This is a genomic window from Solwaraspora sp. WMMA2056 (genome assembly GCF_030345095.1).
Taxonomy (GTDB): Bacteria; Actinomycetota; Actinomycetes; order Mycobacteriales; family Micromonosporaceae; genus Micromonospora_E.
On sequence record NZ_CP128360.1, the window covers coordinates 3,575,291 to 3,596,483 of the forward strand.

Sequence of the window (21,193 nt, forward strand, 5' to 3'; positions counted from 1 at the left end):
ACGTGACCGAGGGGGAGAGACAGCTGACCGCGGATCCGCAGCAGCGACCCGCTGTCGCTGAGACCCACGGCACCCGGCGTGCGGTGGGACTTCTCACAGCGGTGGCGGTCGTCGCCCTGCTCGTCGACCTCGGCAGCAAACAGTGGGCACTCAGCGCGCTCACCGGCCGCCAGCCGGTCGAGGTCGTCAGCGGTGTCCTCTACCTGACGCTCATCCGCAACCCCGGCGCGGCGTTCAGCCTCGGTGCCGACTACACCTGGATCTTCTCCCTGGTCACCGTCGTCGTGGTCGGCTGGATCGGCTGGTTGGCACGGGGGCTGCGGTCGACACCGTGGGCGGTGGCGCTCGGGCTGATCCTCGGTGGCGCACTCGGCAACTTCCTCGATCGGATGTTCCGCGCACCCGGTCCGTTCCTCGGCCACGTGGTCGACATGTTCAGCGTCTTCGACCCGCGTGGCCAGGTGTTTCCGATCTTCAACGTCGCCGACAGCGCCCTGGTGGTCGGGGTGGTCCTCGCCGTACTGCTGGAACTGACCGGTCGCCAACGCGACGGCCGACGACTGACGCGAGGGGCCTGACGATGACCATCTCCGCCCGACCCGGCGAGCGCCGGAGCCTGCCGGTGCCCGAGGGCCTCGACGGGTTCCGGCTGGACCAGGCCGTCTCCCGACTGTTCGGGCTCTCCCGGACGGCGGCGGCCGCCCTGGTGGAGTCGGGCGACGCGGCGCTGGACGGGGTGACCCGGCAGAAGGCCGACCGGGTGAGCGCCGGCGCCTGGTTGGAAGTGGTGCTACCGGCACCCGCCCTCGCGCCGACGGTCGTCGCGCAACCGGTGGACGGCCTGGCCGTGGTCCACGCCGACGAGGACATCGTCGTGGTGGACAAGCCGGTCGGGGTCGCGGCGCACCCGAGCCCGGGCTGGACCGGCCCGACAGTGCTCGCCGGGCTCGCGGCGGCCGGGCACACCATCGCCACCAGCGGTGCCGCTGAACGCCAGGGCATCGTGCACCGGCTCGACGTCGGCACCAGCGGGCTGATGGTGGTGGCCAAGAGCGAGCACGCCTACTCGGTGCTCAAACGCGCCTTCAAGGAACGCGAGGTGGACAAGCGCTACCACGCCGTCGTGCAGGGCCACCTCGATCCGCTGCGGGGCACGATCGATGCGCCGATCGACCGGCACCCCCACCACGACTACCGCTGGGCCGTCGTGTCCGGCGGCAAGCCCAGCGTCACCCACTACGAGACGATCGAGGCGTTTCCCGCGGCCAGCCTGGTCGGGATCCGGTTGGAGACCGGTCGTACCCACCAGATCCGGGTGCACTTCTCGGCCCTGCGGCATCCGTGCGTGGGTGACCTGACGTACGGTGCCGATCCGACACTCGCCGCCCGACTCGGACTGACCCGCCAGTGGCTGCATGCCCGTGCGCTCAGTTTCCTACACCCCCGTACGGCGGAGGAAGTTCGCTTTCACAGCGACTATCCTGACGACTTGAAGCGTGCTCTCGCCGTACTCGGCGAGTGAGTCTGCCCGCGCACGCGTCTGTCCACTGTCCATCCCACCATCGGGAGGGAGTCGTCCGTGCGTGCCGGCGACCTGTTGCGGGGGATCGACCGGAGGCTGCTGCCGGTGCTGGCGGAGGCCGTGGCCGGGCTGGCACACCGACCGGTACGGCCGCACCTGCTGGCCGGGGTGGCCGCGGCGTCGGTCAGCGTCGTGGCCGCCACGGCGCTGTGGGCGGTCGACCACGATCCGGGAGCGGCGGCGCTGCCGACCGTCGACGGCGTCGTCCAGGTCGGAGTGGCCGAGGGCGAGTCCATCACGGACTACCTGCAGGCGGCCCGCAGCGAACTCGCGACCATGGCCGCCGGTCCGGCACCGACGGCGACGCAGGGCGAAGGGTACGCGTTGGTCACCTTCAGTGAGTATCTCCCGCCGGGCCGGCTGGCATCGGTCCTGTCCGGAGTGTCGGTCGTGGAGGTGTATCTGCGGGTGCCGCTGGGGTCGGAACAGACCCAGGTCGTCCGGATGCCGGCGTACCGGCTGCCGGAGGACGTGCTGACCGGCATGGACCAGGTCGCGCAGCGCAAGACCCGGGAGGCCGCCGACTACCGGCGCCGGGTGGCCGAACTGGGTCGGGCAGCCGAGTTGGATCTGTGGAAGCTCTACGACACGGGTGCCCGGGTCGCCACCGCCGAGGCCGAGGCCTACCGACGGTACTGCGCGTGCGGGTACGCGGCGGTGGTCCGTGGCGGCCCGGACGTCCTGCGGGACCTGACCGGGCATGCGGAGGTACGGGCGGTCGATCCCGCGCCCGAGGTCCGGCGGCTGGAACGTACCGTGTTCCTGCCGCCGCTGCCCGAGCACGACGAGGTGGTGCCGGCCGAGACACCTGCCGGTGCGCGACCGGCCGGTGGGTGACCGTACGCTACCCCGGGGTGCCGCAGGGGCATCGCGGCCTGGTGATCGTGACGGACGGTCACCAGCGCCCAGTGGAGTTGTCGTGCCGAGGCACCAATAGCCTCCGGCGGTGTGGCCTTGACGGGATTTGGTTCGTAGCCTGTCAGGCGGGGACCGATAGCGCTGGGGAGGGTGAGCCGTGGAGGGCACCGAGAACGGCTGGGGCCGTCCTGCGGAACCACCGCCGCGCTGGCGGGCGCTGCTCGACCGCGCCCGCCTCGGTGGCCGGACCGGCGAGCACCCCGAGGTGGACGACCGCAACGGCACCGGCACCCGGCCACAGGACAACGGGCAGGCCGCAGCGCCGGCACCGCACGGCTCCGGTCCTGGCCGACGCCCCGACGGCGGGTCCGGCGGACCGGACCGACCGGCCGAGCCGGTCCGCCCGTCGGCTCCGAGCCTGTTCGAACCGGTCCCGCCGCCGGCCGGCGGCCGCCCCTACGACCCGGGTCCACCGCCGGTGGGCGGCTACCCGTACGACACCGGACCGCCGATGCCGGGGGCCGGCCGCTACGCAGCACTCGCGCCCGGCGGGGCGCAGGCCGGTTACGCGCCGGCCTATCCGGTGGTACCCGGCACCGTGCCGGACCGGGACGCCGTCCCGGTGCGGCCAGTTCGGCCCGCCCCGCCCGAACCCGGCCCGTCACCGGGCCAGGTCGGCCCTCGGCCCGGCCAGGTCGTCGGCCCACCACCGGGACGCCCAGGGCCGCCACCGGGTCCACCGTCGGGCCATCCGGGGCGGTCGCAGCCAGGGTTCACGCCCACCCCGCCCCCGCCGGTACGCGGTCGACCCGAGCCTGGGCCGCCCGGCGGTGCCGATGGCGGCTATCCGGCCCGGATCGAGTGGCGGGAGAGCCAGCCGGACGCCGAGGTCGACCGGGCGGCCAGCGTCCTGCGGCGTAACCTCGGGATGCCCCGGGTGCTGGCGTTCGCCAACCCCAAGGGCGGGGTGCACAAGACCACGGCGACGGTGCTGGCGGCGGCGACCATCGGCAGTGTGCGCGGGCGCGGCGTGCTCGCCTGGGACGACAACGAGTTGCGCGGCACGCTGGGGCTGCGTGCGGGCAGCGCCCGGCACGCCCGGACCATCCGGCACCTGATCACCGACCTGGTGGAGATCGAGTCCGCGCACGGCTACGAGTTGACCGACCGGCTCGACGACTACCTGCGGCACGCCTCCGACGGCTCGTACGACGTACTGGCCGGCGAGGAGAGCCCGCGGTTCGCGCAGCGGCTCGACCCGCAGACCGTGCGGCGGGTGCTGGAGCTGCTGCGCCGTACCCACGACGTGATCTGTGTGGACACCGGCAACAACGTGGAGAGCGCCAACTGGCAGACGGTGCTGCAGGCCGCCGACCAGCTGGTGGTCACCTGCGTGCCCCGCGAGGACGCGGCGTTCACCGCTGACTGGATGCTCGATCTGCTCCACGACGTCGGGATGGGTGACCTGGTGGAGAACGCGGTCACCCTGCTCTCCTGTCCCACCCCGGGGCCGGCGCCGCTGCTGGAGGATCTGCGGCGGCATTTCGCCACCCGGACCCGGGCGGTCGCGGTGGTGCCCTACGACCCGGCCCTGGAGACCGGGTCGTCGATCGAGTACCCGCAGTTGCAGCCGGAGACGCGGCAGGCCTGGCTGCAGGCCGCCTCGGTCATGCTGGAGCCCTTCGTACGCTGACCCGGCTCAGTCACTCGCCGGCCGTTCGCTCGCCGTGCCGCCGGTCGACGGTACGCAACCGTGCGCCACGCCCCAGCGGGAGCAGCGGCCGTCCGGATAGTTCTGCGTGTGGGCTGTCCAGGAGAAGAAGCCGGCATGGTCGGAGCGTTCGTCCGGCATGTAGCGGTCCACGGTGGCGGATCCGGCGGAGGCGAGCACGAACAGCAACGGCACCAGGAGCAACCCGACCGGTGCCGTCGACCGGCCGGCGTCGGGCCCGCCGGTGGTGGCGGTGCCGGTGGTGGCGCTACGTCGACGCCACTGCCGGACGGCGAGCAGCACTCCGAAGCCGGTGAGGATCAGCAGGCAGTAGAGCACCACGGCGGTGGTCCGTGGGTACAGCCGTACCGTCTGGGTCTGCCACTGCTCGCTGGCCAGCCACATCCGCATGAACCAGGCGCTGGCCGCGCAGGCACCGACAGCGACGACGACACTGCGTCGCCAGCCCAGCGCCAGTGCCAGCGCCAGGCCGGCGGCGAGCAGCAGGGTGAACAGGCCGACGCCGCCGAGTTCGCCGACCGGAGGCCAGACGGGTCCGACGTCGGCCGGGCGGTCGTTGCGCCACATCGCGATGTACGCGGGCTCGGTGTCGGTGTCGAAGTAGAAGTAGTTGTCGGAGGTTCCGCCGGTGGGGGCGAGCAGCCCTCGCAGATGCACCCAGGAGACGGCGACGAAGGCGACGACGGCGGTGCCGCCGAGGACGAGCACCGGGCGCCAGCCGTGCCGCCAGGGGGCCAGCAGGAGCACCGCCAGCAGCATGCCGCCGGCGCACCAGACGTACCAGCCGGAGTAGAGCAGAAAGAGCAGGCCGAAGCCGGCTCCGGCGAGCAGGCCGGTCAGCGCCGCCCGTCGCAGGCTCATGGTGTCGGCGCGGCGGACCGCCGACAGGAACGCGACCAGCACCGGGACGAGCATCACCAGGGTGATCTGTGGGTACGGCTTGACCGGCTCGATCAGTGGCAGCATGGCCAGCATGCCGATCGTCACCGCCGGGACCGGGCGTAGGACGAGTCGCCACGCCAGGTACGCGGCCGGGCCGAACAGTGCCGTGCCGGCGAGTTGCAGGTCCTGCAGGGCCAGCACGTGCGGCTGGCCGGTCATCCGGGCCCAGGCGCCGATCAACCAGAAGACCACGGGTGGGTAGTGGTCGGAGATGCCGCGTCCCGACCACAGGTCAGCGGTCCACGCGAGGATCCAGCTGTAGTCACCGCCGCCGGCCCACAGCGACATCTCGGTGCCGTTCAGCGCGACGGCGACGCCGCCGGCGACGAGGCCGGTGCCGAGCCCGGCCACGGCGGCGCAGCCGATCCGTACGGCGTACCCGTGGTGGGCGTGGGCCAGCAGCCGGTGCGCCACCACCATCGCCACGACCAGTAGTGCGGCCAGTACGGCGAACCGCAACTGCAGGGCGGCCAGGCCGGCTACCTGGCCCTTGCGATCCAGCGGGTCGACTTCTATGGTCCTGCTCCAGACCAGGAACCCGCCTGCGACGCCGAGGCTGACCAGCACCTCAGCACCGGTCGCCGCGACGCGGGAAAGCAGCGGTCTCCTCTGAGGGTAATCGCTCACACACAGACCGTAATGCCTGAGGTGTCGGTTCGGTGTCCGGTGTCCCCCGCGTTGCCCGGCCTGTCGCCATCTGAGGTCGCGGATCGCCGTCGTGACCGGCGGGTGCGGTGTGCCGTCGCCCCGGGTCGGGGGTGGTCGGGTAAGGTCGCGTGGTTGTCGCCGGGACGGGAGAAGGGGGCCGGTCGGTGTCCGATTCCTTCGTGCATCTGCATGTGCACACAGAGTATTCAATGCTCGACGGTGCGGCCCGGTTGAAAGAGTTGTTCGCCGAGGCGAATCGGCTGGAAATGCCGGCGTTGGCGATGACCGACCACGGGAACCTTTTCGGTGCGTACGATTTCTTCAAGCAGGCGACCGGCGCCGGAGTAAAGCCGATCATCGGCCTGGAGGCATACCTGACGCCGGGGACGGACCGGCGTGACCGGACCCGGGTGCGGTGGGCCGACGGCGGAGAGAACGACGTTTCCGGCGGTGGTGCGTACACGCACATGACGATGCTGGCGGCGGACGCCGACGGCCTGCGAAACCTGTTCCGCCTGGGCTCGCGGTCCAGCTTGGAGGGTTACTTCTACAAGCCTCGCGCGGACCGTGAGCTGCTGCACGAGTACGCCAAGGGGATCATCGCAACGACCGGGTGCCCCTCCGGCGAGGTGCAGACCTGGTTGCGGATCGGTGACTTCGAAAAGGCGTGCGCGTCGGCTGCGGAATTCCGTGACATTTTTGGTGCGGACAATTTCTATCTGGAGCTGATGGACCACGGTCTCGATATCGAGACCCGGATCCGGGAAGACCTCATCCGGCTCGGTAAGCGACTCAACCTCAAGCCGATCGCCACCAATGACCTGCACTACACGCATGAGCGGGACGCGGATGCGCACGAGGTGTTGCTGTGTGTCCAGTCCGGGTCGACCATGGCGGATCCGAAACGGTTCAAGTTCGACGCGCGTGACTTCTACCTCAAGTCGGCCGCGGAAATGCGGAAACTGTGGGACGCCGAGGTGCCCGGGGCGTGTGACAACACCCTGGAAGTCGCCGAAAAGATCGGCGACTATTCGGCGTTGTTCGCCTCGCGGGACCTGATGCCGCAGTTCCCCGTACCGGCGGGGGAGAACGAGGAGTCCTTCCTGCGGGCCGAGGTGCTGCGCGGACTGGAGCGCCGGTTCCCGGGCGGGGTGCCCGAGGGGCACCGCAAACAGGCCGAGTACGAGCTCGACGTGATCATCAAGATGGGGTTCCCGGGGTACTTCCTGGTCACCGCCGACCTGGTGGACTACGCCAAACGGGAGGGGATCCGGGTCGGCCCCGGTCGTGGGTCGGCGGCCGGGGCGCTGATCGCGTACGCCCTGGGCATCACCGAGCTGGACCCGATCCCGCACGGCCTGCTGTTCGAACGCTTCCTCAACCCGGACCGGGTGTCGATGCCGGACATCGACATGGACTTCGACGAGCGTCGCCGCGGCGACATGATCCGGTACGCGACCGAGCGGTACGGCGAGGAACGCGTCGCGCAGATCATCACCTACGGCACGATCAAGGCGAAGGCGGCGATCAAGGACGCGGCGCGGGTGCTCGGCTACCCGTTCGCGATGGGTGACCGCATCACCAAGGCCATGCCGCCGCCGGTGATGGGCAAGGACATCCCGTTGTCGGGGATCTTCGACCCGAAACACCCGCGCTACCCGGAGGCGGTCGAGTTCCGGTCGTTGTACGAGTCCGACGGCGAGGTCCGCAAGATCGTCGACACGGCCAAGGGGCTGGAAGGCCTCAAACGGCAGTGGGGCGTGCACGCCGCCGGGGTGATCCTGTCCCGCGACCCACTGGTGGACGTGCTGCCGATCCAGAAGCGGGAGCAGGACGGGGCGATCATCACCCAGTGGGACATGGGCGCGTGCGAGTCCATCGGCCTGCTGAAAATGGACTTCCTCGGCCTGCGCAACCTGACGGTGATGGACGACTGCCTGGCCGGGATCAAGGACAACCGGGGCCTGGACCTGGTGCTCGAGGAGCTGCCGCTGGACGACAAGCGCGCCTACGAGCTGCTGGCCCGGGGCGACACGCTTGGGGTGTTCCAGCTCGACGGCGGGCCGATGCGCGCGCTGCTGCGCTCGATGGTGCCGGACAACTTCGAGGACATCTCCGCCGTACTGGCGCTGTACCGGCCCGGTCCGATGGGTGCCAACGCGCACAACGAGTACGCCGACCGCAAGAACAACCGCAAGCCGGTGGTGCCGATCCACCCCGAGCTCGCCGAACCCCTCGCCGACATCCTGGGTGACACCTACGGCCTGATCGTGTACCAGGAACAGGTCATGGCGATCGCCCAGCAGCTGGCCGGCTACACCCTGGGCGCGGCCGACCTGCTGCGGCGGGCGATGGGCAAGAAGAAGAAGGAGATCCTGGACAAGGAGTACGTGCCGTTCTCCCAGGGCATGCGGGACAACGGCTACTCCGACGAGGCGATCAAGACGCTGTGGGACATCCTGGTCCCGTTCTCCGACTACGCGTTCAACAAGGCGCACACCGCCGGCTACGGGCTGGTCTCCTACTGGACCGCGTACCTGAAGGCCAACTACCCGGCCGAGTACATGGCCGCCCTGCTGACCAGCGTCGGTGACGACAAGGACAAGGCCGCCGTCTACCTGGCGGAGTGCCGTCGGATGAAGATCAAGGTGCTGCCGCCGGACGTCAACGCCTCCGGTGCCCGGTTCACCGCGGTCGGCTCCGACATCCGCTTCGGTCTGGCTGCCGTCCGCAACGTCGGCACGAACGTCGTCGACGCGATCGCCCGCGCCCGTAAGGAAAAGGGTGCCTACACCGACTTCTACGACTTCCTGCGCAAGGTCGACGCGGTGGCCTGCAACAAACGTACCGTCGAATCGCTGATCAAGGCCGGCGCGTTCGACTCCCTCGACCACCCCCGCAAAGCCCTGTTGACCGTGCACGCCGACGCGATCGACTCGTTCATGGACCTCAAGCGCAACGAGGCGGTGGGCCAGTACGACCTGTTCGGTGACGCCTTCGGGGCGGCGGATTCCGCCGCTGGCGGCGCGATGGTGGTCACCCCGCCGATCCCGGAGGGCGAGTGGGACAAGACCGACCTGCTCACCTTCGAACGCGAGATGCTCGGCCTCTACGTCTCCGACCACCCGCTGTTCGGTGTCGAACACGTCCTGGCCGCCGCAGCGGACATGTCCATCGCGGCCCTGGCCGAGGACGGCGCCGTCGCCGACGGCAGCGTGGTGAACCTGGCCGGCATCCTGTCCGGGGTGCAACGCCGGATCACCAAGCAGGGCCGGGCCTGGGCGTCGGCGACCCTGGAGGACCTCGGCGGCGCGGTCGAGGTGCTGTTCTTCCCCAACACCTACGAGGTCGTCGGCCAGTACATCGCCGAGGACGCCATCGTCGTGGTGAAGGGCCGGGTCGACCGGCGCGACGACCAGCCCCGGCTGATGGCGATGGACCTGTCCGTGCCGGAGATCACCGCCGCGGACGAGATCAAGCCCATCGTGATCGCGTTGTCACCGGCCCGCTGCACCCCGCCCCTGGTGGACAGCCTGCGCGACGTGCTCACCAGCCATCCCGGCTCGGCCGAGGTGCACGTCAAACTCGTCAACGGCAGCCGCGCCACCCTGCTGCGCCTCGGACCGCACCGGGTCGCCCCCACCACGGCGTTGATGGCCGACCTCAAGGCACTGCTCGGGCCCGCCGCCGTAGCCGGCTGAGACCTGAGAGGATCACCGGGTGAGTTCCCCGTCCGAACCCGGCCAGTCCGGTGAACCCGGCCAGTCCGTCGACCTACCGACGCCGACGCCGACGGATCCCGGGGCCACGGTCGCGGCCACCTCCGGCCGAGCGGCACCGTGGCGGCGTCCGGCGGTCCTCGTCGTCGCGGCGATGGTGCTCGGCGGCGTACTGCTGGGGCTCGCCTGGTCGACGCTGACGCCCTGGGTGCCGGTGGTCAAGACCGAGCAGGGCGCGGCGGTACGGGGCGGCGACCCGGAGTACTTCGTTGCCGCCGACGGCTGGTTCGCGTTGCTCGGACTCGGGTTCGGCATCCTCGCCGGGATCTGTGCCTGGGCGCTGCCGCCACGTCGGCGCGGCCCGGCCGGGCTGCTGGCGGTGACCATCGGTGGGCTCGGCGCGGCGGCGGTCGCCTGGGCCCTCGGTCGGCAGATCGGCCTGGCCGGCTACCGGCAGGCGTTGGAGGCCGCCGAGGTCGGGGCGACGTTGAGCCGCCCCCCGGATCTGCACGCCGGCGACATCGACCTGTGGTTCGGGGTGCTGCCCGCACTCAACGGTGCCTTCTTCGCGCCGGCGTTCGGTGCCGCACTGGTCTACACGATGCTGGCCGGCTGGTCCCGCTACCCGGACCTGCGCCCCGACGCACCGACGGCAGACCCGCCGACAGTCGAGGGCGGATCCGGTGCGCAGGCACCGCCGGTCAGTTCGGGCTCGCCGGCACCGCGAGCTCCGGCAGCGGAACCGGCACCGCCCGCACCCGGCGCAGCAGCGACACCTCCCGATTGAGCATCCGCAGCTCAGCCCCCAGCCGACGGGCGGTGTCCGGCTCCGCCAGCAACGCCTGCCGCTCCCCGATGGTCAACGCGGCAGTGGCCGCGACCAGGTGGGACAGGACCGTCGGCTGCTCCGGCAACTGCTCGGTGATCTCCGCGGAGTCGGTGCGCACCAGCTCCAGGTACTGCCGGAACAGCGCCAGGACCTGCGGCGCCAGCCGGTCGGCCAGGATCTCCTGACCGGCCGGTTCCGGCAGCCACCGCACCGACGCGGTCAGGTACGGCGTACCCTCGTCGGCCAGTTCGGTGACCCGGAACCGCCGCCGGCCCACCGTGACGATGTCGTACCGGCCGTTCGGCAGCTCGGTGACCTGCCGCAACTCGGCGGTGCAGCCGACGTCGTGCAGGCTGACCGCCGTCGGGGTGGGCGCCCCCGGCGGCCCGGCTGTCGGTAGGACCTCCCAGCCGCGCCGGATCGCCACCACCCCGAACTCCCGGGTGACCCCCTCGGGCAGGCTGGTCAGATGGCGGACCAGCGCCCGGTAGCGCTCCTCGAAGACGTGCAGAGGCAGCACCAGCCCGGGGAAGAGCACCGTCCCGAGCGGAAAGATCGGTAGCCGCTGACCCACTGGTCGAGCGTAGCGTGGTGACACTCACCGTCCCGTCGGCTGGACGGCCAGCGTCCGATGGTTGGGAGGCGGCCTAGACTCGCAGGCGTGCTGAACCGGATCGACCTGCGCGGCGGGTCACGTGACCCGCGTGACCTGCTGCCCCGTGCCCAGCTCGACGTCTCCGTGGCGGTCGAGCGCATCCGCCCGCTGGTCGAGGCGGTCCGGGACCATGGTTACCCGGCGATCCGGGACGCGGCCCAGCGGTTCGACGGGGTCAGCCCGGCCCGGCTGCGGGTGCCGTCCGAGGCGCTGGCCGCCGCCGAACGCGACCTCGACGACGACGTGCGGGCCGCGCTGCTGGAGTGCATCGACCGGACCCGGCGGGTGCACGCCGACCAACGGCGTACCGAGGTCACCACCCAGGTGGTGCCCGGCGGCACCGTCACCGAGCGGTGGGTGCCGGTCGGCCGGGTCGGGCTGTACGTGCCCGGCGGCCTGGCGGTGTACCCGTCGACGGTCGTGATGAACGTGGTCCCCGCCCAGGTCGCCGGGGTGACCTCGCTGGTGGTGACGAGCCCGCCGCAGCGCGACAACGACGGGTTGCCCGACGCCCGGGTGCTCGCCGCCTGCGCCCTGCTCGGCGTCGACGAGGTGTACGCCGTCGGCGGCGCCCAGGCCGTCGCGATGCTCGGCTACGGTGCCGCCGTCGACCCGGACGGCACCGACCGGTGCGCCCCGGTCGACGTGATCACCGGGCCCGGCAACATCTGGGTCACCGCCGCGAAGCGGCTGCTGCGCGGGGTGGTCGGCATCGACGCCGAGGCCGGCCCGACGGAGATCGCGATCCTCGCCGACGACACCGCCGACCCGGTGCACGTCGCCGCCGACCTGATCAGCCAGGCCGAGCACGACCCGTTGGCCGCCAGCGTGCTGGTCACCCCGTCGGTGGAGCTGGCCGACGCGGTCGACCGGGAGTTGGCCCGGCAGGTGCCGGCGACCCGGCACACTGACCGGATCGCCACCGCGCTGGGCGGTACCCAGTCCGGGACGGTGCTCGTCGACGACCTCGACGCCGGACTGGCCGTGGTCGACGCGTACGCCGCCGAGCACCTGGAGATCCAGACCCGTGACGCCCGGCAGTGGGCGCTGCGGGTCCGCAACGCGGGGGCGATCTTCGTCGGGGCGTACTCGCCGGTCTCGCTCGGTGACTACTGCGCCGGCTCCAACCACGTGCTGCCGACCGGCGGCTGCGCCCGGCACTCCTCCGGGCTGAGCGTGCAGTCGTTCCTGCGGGGCGTGCACATCGTCGAGTACGACGCCGACGCGCTGCGGGACGTGGCCGGTCACGTGGTGACCCTGGCGCGGGCCGAGGACCTGCCGGCGCACGGCCAGGCGGTCCAGGCCCGGTTCACCGATCCGACGACGGCAGGGCAGGCCACGGCGGGCGCGGGGGCGTCGGGTACGGCCACCGTGGCCACGGCCGGCACCGCCGGCCCGGAGGGGTCGGCATGAGCGCCCCGGTCAGCCTCGACGATCTGCCGATCCGCGACGAGCTGCGCGGCCGCAGCCCGTACGGTGCCCCGCAGCTGGACGTACCGGTGCGGCTGAACACCAACGAGAACTCCTACCCGCTGCCGGACGTGGTGGTCGAGGCGATCAGCACGGCGGTCACCGCCCAGCTGCGGGAGCTGAACCGTTACCCGGACCGCGACGCGGTGGCGCTGCGCGGCGAGCTGGCCGACTACCTCGGCCACGGGGTGAGCGCCGCCGGGGTGTGGGCCGCCAACGGGTCCAACGAGATCCAGCAGCAGCTGCTGCAGGTGTTCGCCGGTGCCGGGCGGGTGGCGCTCGGGTTCACCCCGGCGTACTCGATGCACCCGTTGCTGGCGCTGGGCACCGGCACCCGGTGGGTCGACGGCCGGCGCGGCCCGGACTTCGGGCTGACTGCGGCCGACGCCGCCGCGCAGGTCGCCGCCCACCAGCCGGACCTGGTCTTCCTCTGCTCGCCGAACAACCCGACCGGCACCGCGCTGGACCCGGCGGTGGTGGACGCGGTGCTCGCGGCCGCGCCGGGCATGGTGGTGGTGGACGAGGCGTACGCCGAGTTCGCCCGACCCGGCACCCGCAGCGCCCTGGAGTTGCTGCCGGCGCACCCCCGGCTGGTGGTGACCCGGACGATGAGCAAGGCGTTCGGGTTCGCCGGTGGCCGGCTCGGCTACCTGGCGGCGCACCCGGCGGTGGTGGACGCCGTACAGCTGGTCCGGCTGCCGTACCACCTGTCGGCGCTGACCCAGGCGGCGGCGCGGGCGGCGCTGGCGCACCGGGACCTGCTGCTCGGCACCGTCGCGGCGATCAAGCAGGAGCGGGACCGGATCGTCACGCGGCTGCGTCAGCTCGGGTCGACCGTGGCCGACAGCGACGCCAACTTCGTGCTGTTCTCCGTCGGTGGTGACCAGCGTGACGCCTGGCAGGCGCTGCTGGAGCGGGGCGTGCTGGTGCGCGACGTCGGGCTGACCGGCTGGTTGCGGGTGACGGCGGGCACGCCGGCCGAGACCGACGCCTTCCTCACCGCGATGACCGATCTGGCCGCGACCACAGACCTGACAGCGGCGGGGGACCTGGCCGCGACCACAGACCTGACGGCGGCGGGGGACCTGGCCGCCACGACCGGGAACGGAGTGACCCGATGAGCCGCACCGCGCGGGTGGAACGCACCACGGCCGAGACGAAGGTACTGGTCGAGCTGGACCTGGACGGCACCGGTGCGGCCGACATCAGCACCGGGGTCGGCTTCTACGACCACATGCTGCACCAGATCGCCCGGCACGGCGGCTTCGACCTGACCGTGCAGACCGTCGGCGACCTGGAGATCGACGCGCACCATACGATGGAGGACACCGCCATCGCGCTGGGCACGGCGCTGCGTCAGGCGCTGGGCGACAAGGCCGGCATCCGCCGGTACGGCTCGGCCACCATCCCGATGGACGAGGTCCTGGTCCGCGCGGCGGTCGACCTGTCCGGCCGGCCGTACGTGGTGCACGACGAGCCGGTGCTGGCGCCGTACATCGGGCCGGTCTACCCGACCAGCATGACCCGGCACATCTGGGAGTCGCTGGGCCACTCCGCGCTGATCACCTTGCATGTGTCGGTGCTGCGGGCGGCCCGCGACGGCGGGCACCCGGACGCCCACCACGTCGTCGAGACGCAGTTCAAGGCGGTGTCCCGGGCGCTGCGCGAGGCCGTGTCGATCGACCCGCGTACCGCCGGGACGGTGCCCAGCACCAAGGGCGCGTTGTAACGTGGGCAGCTTCCTGCCGGTGGCGCTGTTCGCGCTCGCCGGGGTGCTCGTCGGTGGTGCCTGGTCGCTGCACCGCCAGGGCGCCGGCCGGGGTACCGTCGCCCTGGCGGCTGTCCTCGCCGTGCTGGCTGCCGCCGGCGGGGTGTTCTGGCTGCTTCCCGGAGGTGACTGATGTCCCCGCGTCCGCCGCGTGTCGTGGTGCTCGACTACGGCTCCGGTAACCTGCGCTCCGCCGAGCGGGCGTTGGCCGCCGCCGGAGCCGAGGTGACGGTGACGGCCGACCTGGCCGCCGCCGAGGCCGCCGACGGCCTGGTGGTGCCGGGAGTGGGCGCGTACGCCGCCTGCATGGCCGGCATCGACGACCTGGGGGCCGCCCCGGTGATCGCCCGGCGGGTCGCCGCCGGTCGGCCGGTGCTCGGCATCTGTGTGGGCATGCAGATCCTCTTCGAGTACGGGGAGGAGCACGGCGTGGTCACCAAGGGCCTCGGTCTGCTGCCGGGCGGGGTACGCCGGCTGCCTGCCCAGCGGGTGCCGCACATGGGTTGGAACACCGTGGCGGTGCCGGCCGGCAGCGTGCTGTTCGCCGGGTTGCCCGACGACGCCCGGTTCTACTTCGTGCACTCGTACGCGGCACTGGTCACCGACCCGCTCGACGCGGTGGGTGCCCTGTCCACCACGGCCGACCACGAGGGGCGGTTCGTGGCGGCGGTCGAGCGGGGCCCGCTGTCGGCGACCCAGTTCCACCCGGAGAAGTCCGCCGCGACCGGAGCCACCCTGCTGGGCAACTGGCTGGCCACGCTCACGTCGGTGCCGGCCGGCCCGTCCGGTGAGTACGGCCCACCCGGGGTGTCCGGTGAGTAAGGAACGGGCCCGCCGCCGCGAGCAGCGGCTGGCCGAGGCACAGCGGGAGCGGGCGGCGCAGGTCCGCCGTACCTCGCGTCGGCAGCGTCGCCGGGCGGCGCTGCAGCGGCTCACCCCGCGCCGGCCGGGTGGCCGTACCGGACGGTTGTTCATCCGGCGCAGCCGCGCCGAGCGGGCCGGGATCGCGGTGCTCACCGTGGCGGTGCTGGCCGTGATCTGGCTGGCCGTGCCGGACCTGGCGTTGCGTCTGCTGTTGATCGCCGTACTGCTGCTCGTCGCGCCGGCCGCCGTGGTGATCGCCCTCGGCCGGCGTACCTGATTCCATCATCATTCGAGGAGATCTCCGTGACGCTTGCCCTGCTTCCCGCCGTCGATGTCGCCGACGGCCAGGCGGTCCGCCTGGTCCAGGGCGCCGCCGGTAGTGAGACCTCCTACGGCGACCCGTTGGAGGCGGCGCTGGCCTGGCAGCGTGACGGGGCGCAGTGGATCCACCTGGTGGACCTGGACGCCGCGTTCGGTCGGGGCAGCAACGCCCACCTGCTGGCCGAGGTGGTCCGGCAGATCGACGTGGCGGTGGAGCTGTCCGGCGGGATCCGTGACGACGAGTCGCTGGCCGCCGCCCTGGGCACCGGCGCGGCGCGGGTCAACATCGGCACCGCCGCGCTGGAGGATCCGCTCTGGTGCGACCGGGTCGTCGCCGAGTACGGCGACCGGGTGGCGATCGGGCTGGACGTACGGGGCCGTACCCTCGCCGCCCGGGGCTGGACCCGCGACGGTGGCGACCTGTTCGAGGTCCTGGAGCGGTTGGACAAGGCGGGTGCCGCCCGGTACGTGGTCACCGACATCACCAAGGACGGCACCATGCGCGGACCGAACCTGGACCTGTTGCGGGAGGTGTGTGCCCGCACCGACGCGCCGGTGATCGCCTCCGGTGGCGTGTCGACCCTGGACGACCTGCGGGCGTTGGCGACGTTGGAACCGGTCGGGGTGGAAGGGGTGATCGCCGGCAAGGCGCTCTACGCCGGTGCGTTCACCGTCGCCGAGGCGCTCGCCACCCTGCGGGAAGCCGACGCCACGGGCGGCCGGTCGTGACCGTCGCCGTCCGGGTGATCCCCTGCCTCGACGTCGACGCCGGCCGGGTGGTCAAAGGGGTCAACTTCGTCGATCTGCGCGACGCCGGCGACCCGGTCGAGCTGGCGGCGGCCTACGACGCCGCCGGGGCCGACGAGTTGACCTTCCTCGACGTGACCGCCTCCTCCGACGACCGGGGGACCATGCTCGACGTGGTCCGCCGGACCGCCGAGTCGGTCTTCATCCCGCTCACTGTCGGCGGCGGCGTGCGGTCCGTGGCCAACGTGGACACGCTGCTGCGCGCGGGTGCGGACAAGGTGGGCGTCAACACGGCGGCGATCGCCCGACCGGAGCTGATCGCGGAGATCGCCGACCGGTTCGGTCGGCAGGTGCTGGTGTTGTCACTGGACGTGCGGCGCGCCGGCGCGACCACGGTGGCCAGCGGTGACACGCCCAGTGGCTTCGAGGTCACCACCCACGGCGGGCGGCGGGGCACCGCCATCGACGCGGTGGCCTGGGCGCGGCGGGGTGCCGAACTGGGCGCCGGGGAGATCCTGCTGAACTCGATGGACGCCGACGGCACCAAGAGCGGCTTCGACGTCGAGCTGATCGCCGCGGTCCGGGCGGCGGTCGACATCCCGGTGATCGCCAGCGGCGGGGCCGGCACGACCGGGCATTTCCCGCCGGCGGTCGCGGCCGGCGCCGACGCGGTCCTCGCCGCCAGCGTCTTCCACTTCGGTGAGCTGACCATCGGGGCCGTCAAGCAGGAGCTGCGGGCCGCCGGCCACCCGGTGCGCTGACCTCTGACGCCGCAGGCCGTCGCGCGGTCGGCCTCAGCCTGGTCCGGGATGGACGGTGGCCGGGTTCTCCACCGACCGTCGGGGCGCGGGCGGCAGGAACCGCCCGGTGTACTCGACCATCGCGGCGGCGTGGTCCTGGTCGTCGAGGCGCCAGTCACCGTCGGTCGTGGGGTACCGGCGGTTCAGTACGCCGTGCACACTGTCCACCGTCGTGGTCAGCCCGCTGCGGGGCCGGTCGCGCCACAGGCGTTCGCCGGCGGCGGTGACCTGGAACCAGCCGTCGCGTACCGACACGAGATCCGCGCCGACCAGTCGCCGTACGCCGGTCTCGATCTCCTCGCGGGTGGGGATCGCCTGGTTGAGGTGCTCTGCGGTGGCCAGTATGTCGACCAGACGGACGCCCTCCGGCCGGCGGCTGTCCGGCGATCGCCGGTGCCGGCCGACCTTGCCCGCGATGACCAGCGAGACGAAGATCCACGCGTCGGACCACGCCCACCCCTCGTCCGTCATCCGACCATGATGCCGTGTCGGCCGCGCGGACGGTACTCCTGTGCTTGGCTGTGGACATGTTGTTGCCGCGTCCTACCCGGCTGGTCCGTTCGGCCGGAGACTTCACGCTCACCGCGTCGACCGGCGTACAGGCCCCCGACGGCATCGCTGACCTGCTGCGGGAGCTGATCACCCCGGCCACCGGTCTGCCGCTGCCGGACGGTCCGGCGGCCGGTGCCGGCGGGATGATCAGTATGCGGACGGTGGACGCCGCGCAGCTCGGCGCGGAAGGCTACCGGCTCACCGTCGACCCCTCCGGGGTACGGGCGGAGGCCGCCACCGAGGTCGGGCTCCGTTGGGCGGTGCAGACGCTGCGCCAGTTGCTGCCCGAGCAGGTGTACGCCGCCGCACCGGTACGCGGGGTGCCGTGGCGACTGCCGGCGGTCGAGATCGTCGACGTGCCGACGTACGCCTGGCGAGGCTCCCTGCTGGACGTTGCCCGCTGGTGCCATCCGTTGCCGTTCCTCTACCGCTACGTCGATCTGCTGGCGGCGCACAAGCTCAACACCCTGCACCTGCACCTGACCGACGACCAGGGCTGGCGGTTCGAGGTGCGTCGCTACCCCCGGCTGACCGAGGTCGGCGGGTACCGGGCCGCCTCACCGGCCGGCCACGCCCGCGACGGCCGCGGCGACGGGGTGCCGCACGGCGGCTGGTACCGGCAGGCCGACCTACGTGACCTGGTGGCGTACGCGCACCGGCGCGGTGTCCGGATCATGCCGGAGATCGACCTGCCAGGGCACGCCCAGGCGGCGATCGCCGCCTATCCCGAGTTCGGCAACGACCACACCCGCCAGCTGGCGGTCCGTACCACCTGGGGCATCTCCACCCACGTGCTCAACCTCGAACCGGCCACCCTGGCCGCCGTCTGCGACATCTTCGACGAGGTGGTCGACGTGTTTCCGTTCGAGTACGTGCACGTCGGCGGCGACGAGGTGCCCAGCGCGGAGTGGGCGGCCAGCCCGGCGGCGACCGCCCGGGCCGCCGCGCTGGGGCTGCCCCGGGTCGCCGACCTGCAGGGCTGGTGGACCGGGCAGCTCGCCGCGCACCTGGCCGGACACCGGCGGCGGATCGCGGTCTGGGACGAACTGCTCGACCGGGGTGCCCCGGCCGGGGCGACGGTCTTCGCCTGGCGGGGCACCGACCGCATCGACGCCGCCCGGGCGGCCGGGCTGCCGGTGGTCGCCGCGCCGTACACCCACACCTACTTCGACTGGGCCGAGTCCGACGGTCCGGCCGAGCCGCTGGCGATCGCGGGCACGGTGCCGCTGGAGACGGTGTACGGGTTCCAGCCGGGCGAGGTGCTCGGGGTGCAGGGGCAGTTGTGGAGCGAGTACCTGCCGACGCCGCAGCGGGTGCTGTGGCGGGCGTTTCCGCGGCTGGCGGCGCTGGCCGAGGTGGGCTGGTCCGGGCCGGTGGCGGTGGACGTCGACGGGGTGGTGCCGGCCGGTACGTGGGTGGAGTTCCGCGACCGGCTCACCGTCCACCTGCGCCGGCTCGATCAGCTCGGGGTGGGCTACCGGCCGCTGGACTGAGCGGCTCCGCCGCCGTCGGCGGGTCGTCGGCGGACGGCACCGACGGGGTCGGTGGGCCGTCGGCATCGCGCGGTGCCACCGTGCACAGCGGGAGGAACAGCTGCACCAGTGGTCCGATCGCGACGGCGTAGAGCACGGTGCCGAGCCCGACGGTGCCGCCCAGCAGCCAGCCGGCGCCGAGGACGGCGACCTCGATCACCGTACGGACCAGTCGGACCGAGTGCCCGGGGTGCCGGGCCACCCAGCCGGTCATCAGCCCGTCGCGGGGGCCGGGGCCGAGCCGCGAGCCGACGTACAGGCCGGTGGCCAGGCCGTTGAGCACGATGCCGCTGACCAGCAGTGGCACCCTCGCGGCGATCGCGGCCGGGCCGGGCAGCAGGGCCAGGCTGACGTCCACCGCGATCCCGATGACCAGTACGTTGCTGACGGTGCCGAGGCCGGGGCGTTGCCGCAGCGGGATCCACAGCAGCAGCACGACCGCCCCGGTGATCACGGTGACGGTGCCGAAGCTGAGCCCGGTCTGTCCGGCGAGGCCCTGGTGCAGGACGTCCCACGGGTTCAGTCCGAGTCGGGACTCGATCATCATCGCCATGCTGACGCCGTACAGGACCAGACCGAGGTAGAGCTGGCCGAGTCGGCGGGGGAGCCGACGGCCCGCGCCACGCCCATTGCCAATTTTCATCACGCATGCCACTCTGGTGGCCAATCCGGCGGATACCTAGGGCCAATCAGGAGTGGGTGGCTATGGCAGTGATCGTTCGGGGTAGCCAATTGGCGCGGCTGCTCGGGCACTGGCATGCGCTGCCGGGCCGGCGCCGCAATCCGGACTACGCCGCCCTGGCCGGCGCGGTCCGCGGTCTGCTCGCCGACGGGCGGCTCTCGCTCGGGGTGCGGCTGCCGGCCGAGCGGGAGCTCGCCGAAGCGCTGCGGGTCAGCCGGACCACGGTCACCGCCGCGTACCGCAGTCTGCGCGAGAGCGGGCACCTGACCAGCCGCCGGGGGGCCGGTAGCTGGACCACGCTGCCCAGCGGCCATCAGGTCGCCAGCACCGGGTTGTGGACCGCCGAGACCGACCTGGACATGATCGACCTGGGATACGCGGCGTTGGCCGCGCCGCCCGAGCTGGTCCCGGCGGCCCGGGCCGCCGCCGAGGATCTGCCCCGCTACCTGCAGCACGCCGGCTACTTTCCGACCGGGCTCGCCGAGCTGCGGGCGGCGATCGCCCAGGGCTACACCCGGCGCGGCCTGCCCACCAGCGCCGAGCAGATCATGGTGACCGGTGGCACCCAGCACGCGCTCGACCTGGTGCTGCGCCTGCTGCTGCCGGCCGGTGCGCCGGCGCTGGTGGAGTCGCCGACGTACCCGAATGCGCTCGCCGCGTTGGCCGCCCGCCGGGCCCGGATCGCCACCCACGGGCTGGCCACCGGCCCGGACGGCGGCTGGGACGCCGACCTGCTGCTCGGCGCGATCCGGCAGGAACGCCCCCGGCTGGCCTACCTGATCCCGGAGTTCCAGAACCCGACCGGTCACCTGATGACGACCGAGCTGCGGGAGCGGGTGGTCGCGGCGGCCCACGCCAGCGGCACCGATCTGGTGGTGGACGAGTCGTTCGTAGACCTTCCGTTGGACGGCACCGTGGTCCCGCCGCCGACCGCGGTCTTCGACCGGCACTCCCGGGTGATCTCCATCGGTGGGATGAGCAAGCCGTACTGGGGCGGCCTGCGGATCGGGTGGGTGCGGGCCTCGGCGCCGCTGGTGCAGCGGCTCGCGGCCCTGCGGGTCGGGGTCGACATGGCCGGGCCGGTGCTCGACCAGTTGGTCGGGGTGCATCTGCTGGCCGCCGCCGACCAGATCGTGCCGGCCCGGCTGGCGCAACTGACCGCGCAGCGGGACGCGCTGCTGGCCGAGCTGGGCACGGCGCTGCCGGAGTGGCGGGTCACCGTGCCGCACGGCGGGGTGACCCTCTGGGCGGAGCTGGACGGTCCGATCTCCAGCGCCCTGGCGCGGGCCGCCGAGGAGGCCGGGGTCCGGCTGGCGCCGGGCCCCCGGTTCGGCATCGACGGCACCCTCGAGCGCTTCCTGCGGCTACCGTTCACCTTGCCGGTGCCGGTGCTGACCGACGCGGTCCGCCGGATCGCCGCGGTGCGCTACGACCTTGACCGCACCAGCCGCCGCCAGTGGCGGGAACCCGCCATGATCGCCTGACGGCGGCT

At 72.5% G+C, this 21,193-nt stretch carries 18 protein-coding genes and 2 pseudogenes; 16 read left to right on the forward strand and 4 right to left on the reverse strand.

Annotation, left to right across the window (positions count from 1 at the left end; translation table 11 throughout):
* Window positions 1-2 precede the first annotated feature (2 nt).
* The 4 genes from lspA (at window position 3) to O7608_RS16305 (ending at window position 4,133) form a co-directional block, all read left to right on the forward strand.
* The gene (gene lspA / locus O7608_RS16290; RefSeq protein WP_502959128.1) at window positions 3-578 is read left to right on the forward strand and encodes a signal peptidase II; all 576 of its coding nucleotides are present in this window, start codon (window positions 3-5) and stop codon (window positions 576-578) included.
* 2 nt (window positions 579-580) lie between these two features.
* The gene (locus O7608_RS16295) at window positions 581-1,522 is read left to right on the forward strand and encodes an RluA family pseudouridine synthase (protein WP_289205380.1); all 942 of its coding nucleotides are present in this window, start codon (window positions 581-583) and stop codon (window positions 1,520-1,522) included.
* 57 nt (window positions 1,523-1,579) lie between these two features.
* The gene (locus O7608_RS16300; protein ID WP_289205381.1) at window positions 1,580-2,419 is read left to right on the forward strand and encodes a hypothetical protein; all 840 of its coding nucleotides are present in this window, start codon (window positions 1,580-1,582) and stop codon (window positions 2,417-2,419) included.
* 178 nt (window positions 2,420-2,597) lie between these two features.
* Window positions 2,598-4,133 (forward strand): MinD/ParA family ATP-binding protein, encoded by a 1,536-nt coding sequence (locus tag O7608_RS16305; protein ID WP_289205382.1) that lies wholly within the window; start codon window positions 2,598-2,600, stop codon window positions 4,131-4,133.
* 6 nt (window positions 4,134-4,139) lie between these two features.
* On the opposite strand, the gene O7608_RS16310 is transcribed toward O7608_RS16305, so the two are convergent.
* Complete coding sequence (locus O7608_RS16310) at window positions 4,140-5,741, reverse strand: glycosyltransferase family protein (RefSeq protein ID WP_289205383.1); 1,602 nt, start codon at window positions 5,739-5,741, stop codon at window positions 4,140-4,142.
* Window positions 5,742-5,926: 185 nt separating this feature from the next.
* On the opposite strand from O7608_RS16310, the gene dnaE reads away from it, so the two are divergent.
* Both dnaE and O7608_RS16320 read left to right on the forward strand, forming a co-directional pair.
* Window positions 5,927-9,463, forward strand: coding sequence for a DNA polymerase III subunit alpha (dnaE, locus tag O7608_RS16315; protein ID WP_289205384.1), 3,537 nt, complete (start codon window positions 5,927-5,929; stop codon window positions 9,461-9,463).
* Between the two features lie 19 nt (window positions 9,464-9,482).
* Window positions 9,483-10,268: a DUF2567 domain-containing protein gene (locus O7608_RS16320; RefSeq protein WP_289205385.1), complete on the forward strand. Its 786-nt coding sequence runs from the start codon at window positions 9,483-9,485 to the stop codon at window positions 10,266-10,268.
* On the opposite strand, the gene O7608_RS16325 is transcribed toward O7608_RS16320, so the two are convergent.
* Window positions 10,183-10,884, reverse strand: coding sequence for an LON peptidase substrate-binding domain-containing protein (locus O7608_RS16325; protein ID WP_289205386.1), 702 nt, complete (start codon window positions 10,882-10,884; stop codon window positions 10,183-10,185). The genes O7608_RS16320 and O7608_RS16325 overlap by 86 nt on opposite strands.
* A gap of 87 nt (window positions 10,885-10,971) precedes the next feature.
* On the opposite strand from O7608_RS16325, the pseudogene hisD reads away from it, so the two are divergent.
* The 8 genes and pseudogenes from hisD to hisF all read left to right on the forward strand — a co-directional run.
* Window positions 10,972-12,276 (forward strand): annotated as a pseudogene (gene hisD / locus O7608_RS16330) (histidinol dehydrogenase); the annotation flags it as partial.
* Between the two features lie 98 nt (window positions 12,277-12,374).
* Window positions 12,375-13,457 (forward strand): annotated as a pseudogene (locus O7608_RS16335) (histidinol-phosphate transaminase); the annotation flags it as partial.
* Between the two features lie 95 nt (window positions 13,458-13,552).
* Window positions 13,553-14,164, forward strand: coding sequence for an imidazoleglycerol-phosphate dehydratase HisB (gene hisB / locus O7608_RS16340; protein ID WP_289205387.1), 612 nt, complete (start codon window positions 13,553-13,555; stop codon window positions 14,162-14,164).
* A gap of 1 nt (window position 14,165) precedes the next feature.
* A complete protein-coding gene (locus O7608_RS16345) occupies window positions 14,166-14,336 on the forward strand; it encodes a CG2302 family histidine operon protein (protein ID WP_289205388.1) in 171 nt (56 codons plus the stop codon).
* Window positions 14,336-15,025 carry an imidazole glycerol phosphate synthase subunit HisH gene (gene hisH / locus O7608_RS16350; protein WP_289205389.1) on the forward strand — a complete coding sequence of 230 codons (690 nt, stop codon included), beginning with the start codon at window positions 14,336-14,338 and terminating at the stop codon, window positions 15,023-15,025. Before O7608_RS16345 ends, hisH begins: the two co-directional genes overlap by 1 nt.
* Window positions 15,018-15,344 (forward strand): hypothetical protein, encoded by a 327-nt coding sequence (locus O7608_RS16355; protein WP_289205390.1) that lies wholly within the window; start codon window positions 15,018-15,020, stop codon window positions 15,342-15,344. Before hisH ends, O7608_RS16355 begins: the two co-directional genes overlap by 8 nt.
* Before the next feature lie 26 nt (window positions 15,345-15,370).
* Window positions 15,371-16,117: a bifunctional 1-(5-phosphoribosyl)-5-((5-phosphoribosylamino)methylideneamino)imidazole-4-carboxamide isomerase/phosphoribosylanthranilate isomerase PriA gene (gene priA, locus O7608_RS16360; protein WP_289205391.1), complete on the forward strand. Its 747-nt coding sequence runs from the start codon at window positions 15,371-15,373 to the stop codon at window positions 16,115-16,117.
* The gene (gene hisF, locus O7608_RS16365; RefSeq protein WP_289205392.1) at window positions 16,114-16,896 is read left to right on the forward strand and encodes an imidazole glycerol phosphate synthase subunit HisF; all 783 of its coding nucleotides are present in this window, start codon (window positions 16,114-16,116) and stop codon (window positions 16,894-16,896) included. The genes priA and hisF overlap by 4 nt, the downstream gene beginning before the upstream one ends.
* 33 nt (window positions 16,897-16,929) lie before the next feature.
* Here hisF and O7608_RS16370 read toward each other — a convergent pair whose 3' ends face one another.
* Window positions 16,930-17,406: a hypothetical protein gene (locus O7608_RS16370; RefSeq protein WP_289205393.1), complete on the reverse strand. Its 477-nt coding sequence runs from the start codon at window positions 17,404-17,406 to the stop codon at window positions 16,930-16,932.
* 56 nt (window positions 17,407-17,462) lie between these two features.
* Between O7608_RS16370 and O7608_RS16375 the strand changes: the two genes are divergently transcribed.
* The gene (locus tag O7608_RS16375) at window positions 17,463-18,980 is read left to right on the forward strand and encodes a beta-N-acetylhexosaminidase (RefSeq protein ID WP_289205394.1); all 1,518 of its coding nucleotides are present in this window, start codon (window positions 17,463-17,465) and stop codon (window positions 18,978-18,980) included.
* Here O7608_RS16375 and yczE read toward each other — a convergent pair.
* The gene (gene yczE / locus O7608_RS16380) at window positions 18,922-19,665 is read right to left on the reverse strand and encodes a membrane protein YczE (RefSeq protein WP_421360411.1); all 744 of its coding nucleotides are present in this window, start codon (window positions 19,663-19,665) and stop codon (window positions 18,922-18,924) included. The two genes, O7608_RS16375 and yczE, sit on opposite strands and share 59 nt — an antisense overlap.
* Before the next feature lie 59 nt (window positions 19,666-19,724).
* Between yczE and yczR the strand changes: the two genes are divergently transcribed.
* A complete protein-coding gene (gene yczR / locus O7608_RS16385; protein ID WP_289205396.1) occupies window positions 19,725-21,185 on the forward strand; it encodes a MocR-like transcription factor YczR in 1,461 nt (486 codons plus the stop codon).
* Window positions 21,186-21,193: the final 8 nt, after the last annotated feature.

Coding starts and splice junctions, on each gene's coding strand:
- O7608_RS16295 (WP_289205380.1), top strand. CDS start 581: ATGACCATCTCCGCCCGACCCGGCGAGCGCCGGAGCCTGCCGGTGCCC.
- hisB (WP_289205387.1), top strand. CDS start 13,553: ATGAGCCGCACCGCGCGGGTGGAACGCACCACGGCCGAGACGAAGGTA.
- hisH (WP_289205389.1), top strand. CDS start 14,336: ATGTCCCCGCGTCCGCCGCGTGTCGTGGTGCTCGACTACGGCTCCGGT.
- O7608_RS16370 (WP_289205393.1), bottom strand. CDS start 17,406: ATGACGGACGAGGGGTGGGCGTGGTCCGACGCGTGGATCTTCGTCTCG.
- O7608_RS16375 (WP_289205394.1), top strand. CDS start 17,463: ATGTTGTTGCCGCGTCCTACCCGGCTGGTCCGTTCGGCCGGAGACTTC.
- yczR (WP_289205396.1), top strand. CDS start 19,725: ATGGCAGTGATCGTTCGGGGTAGCCAATTGGCGCGGCTGCTCGGGCAC.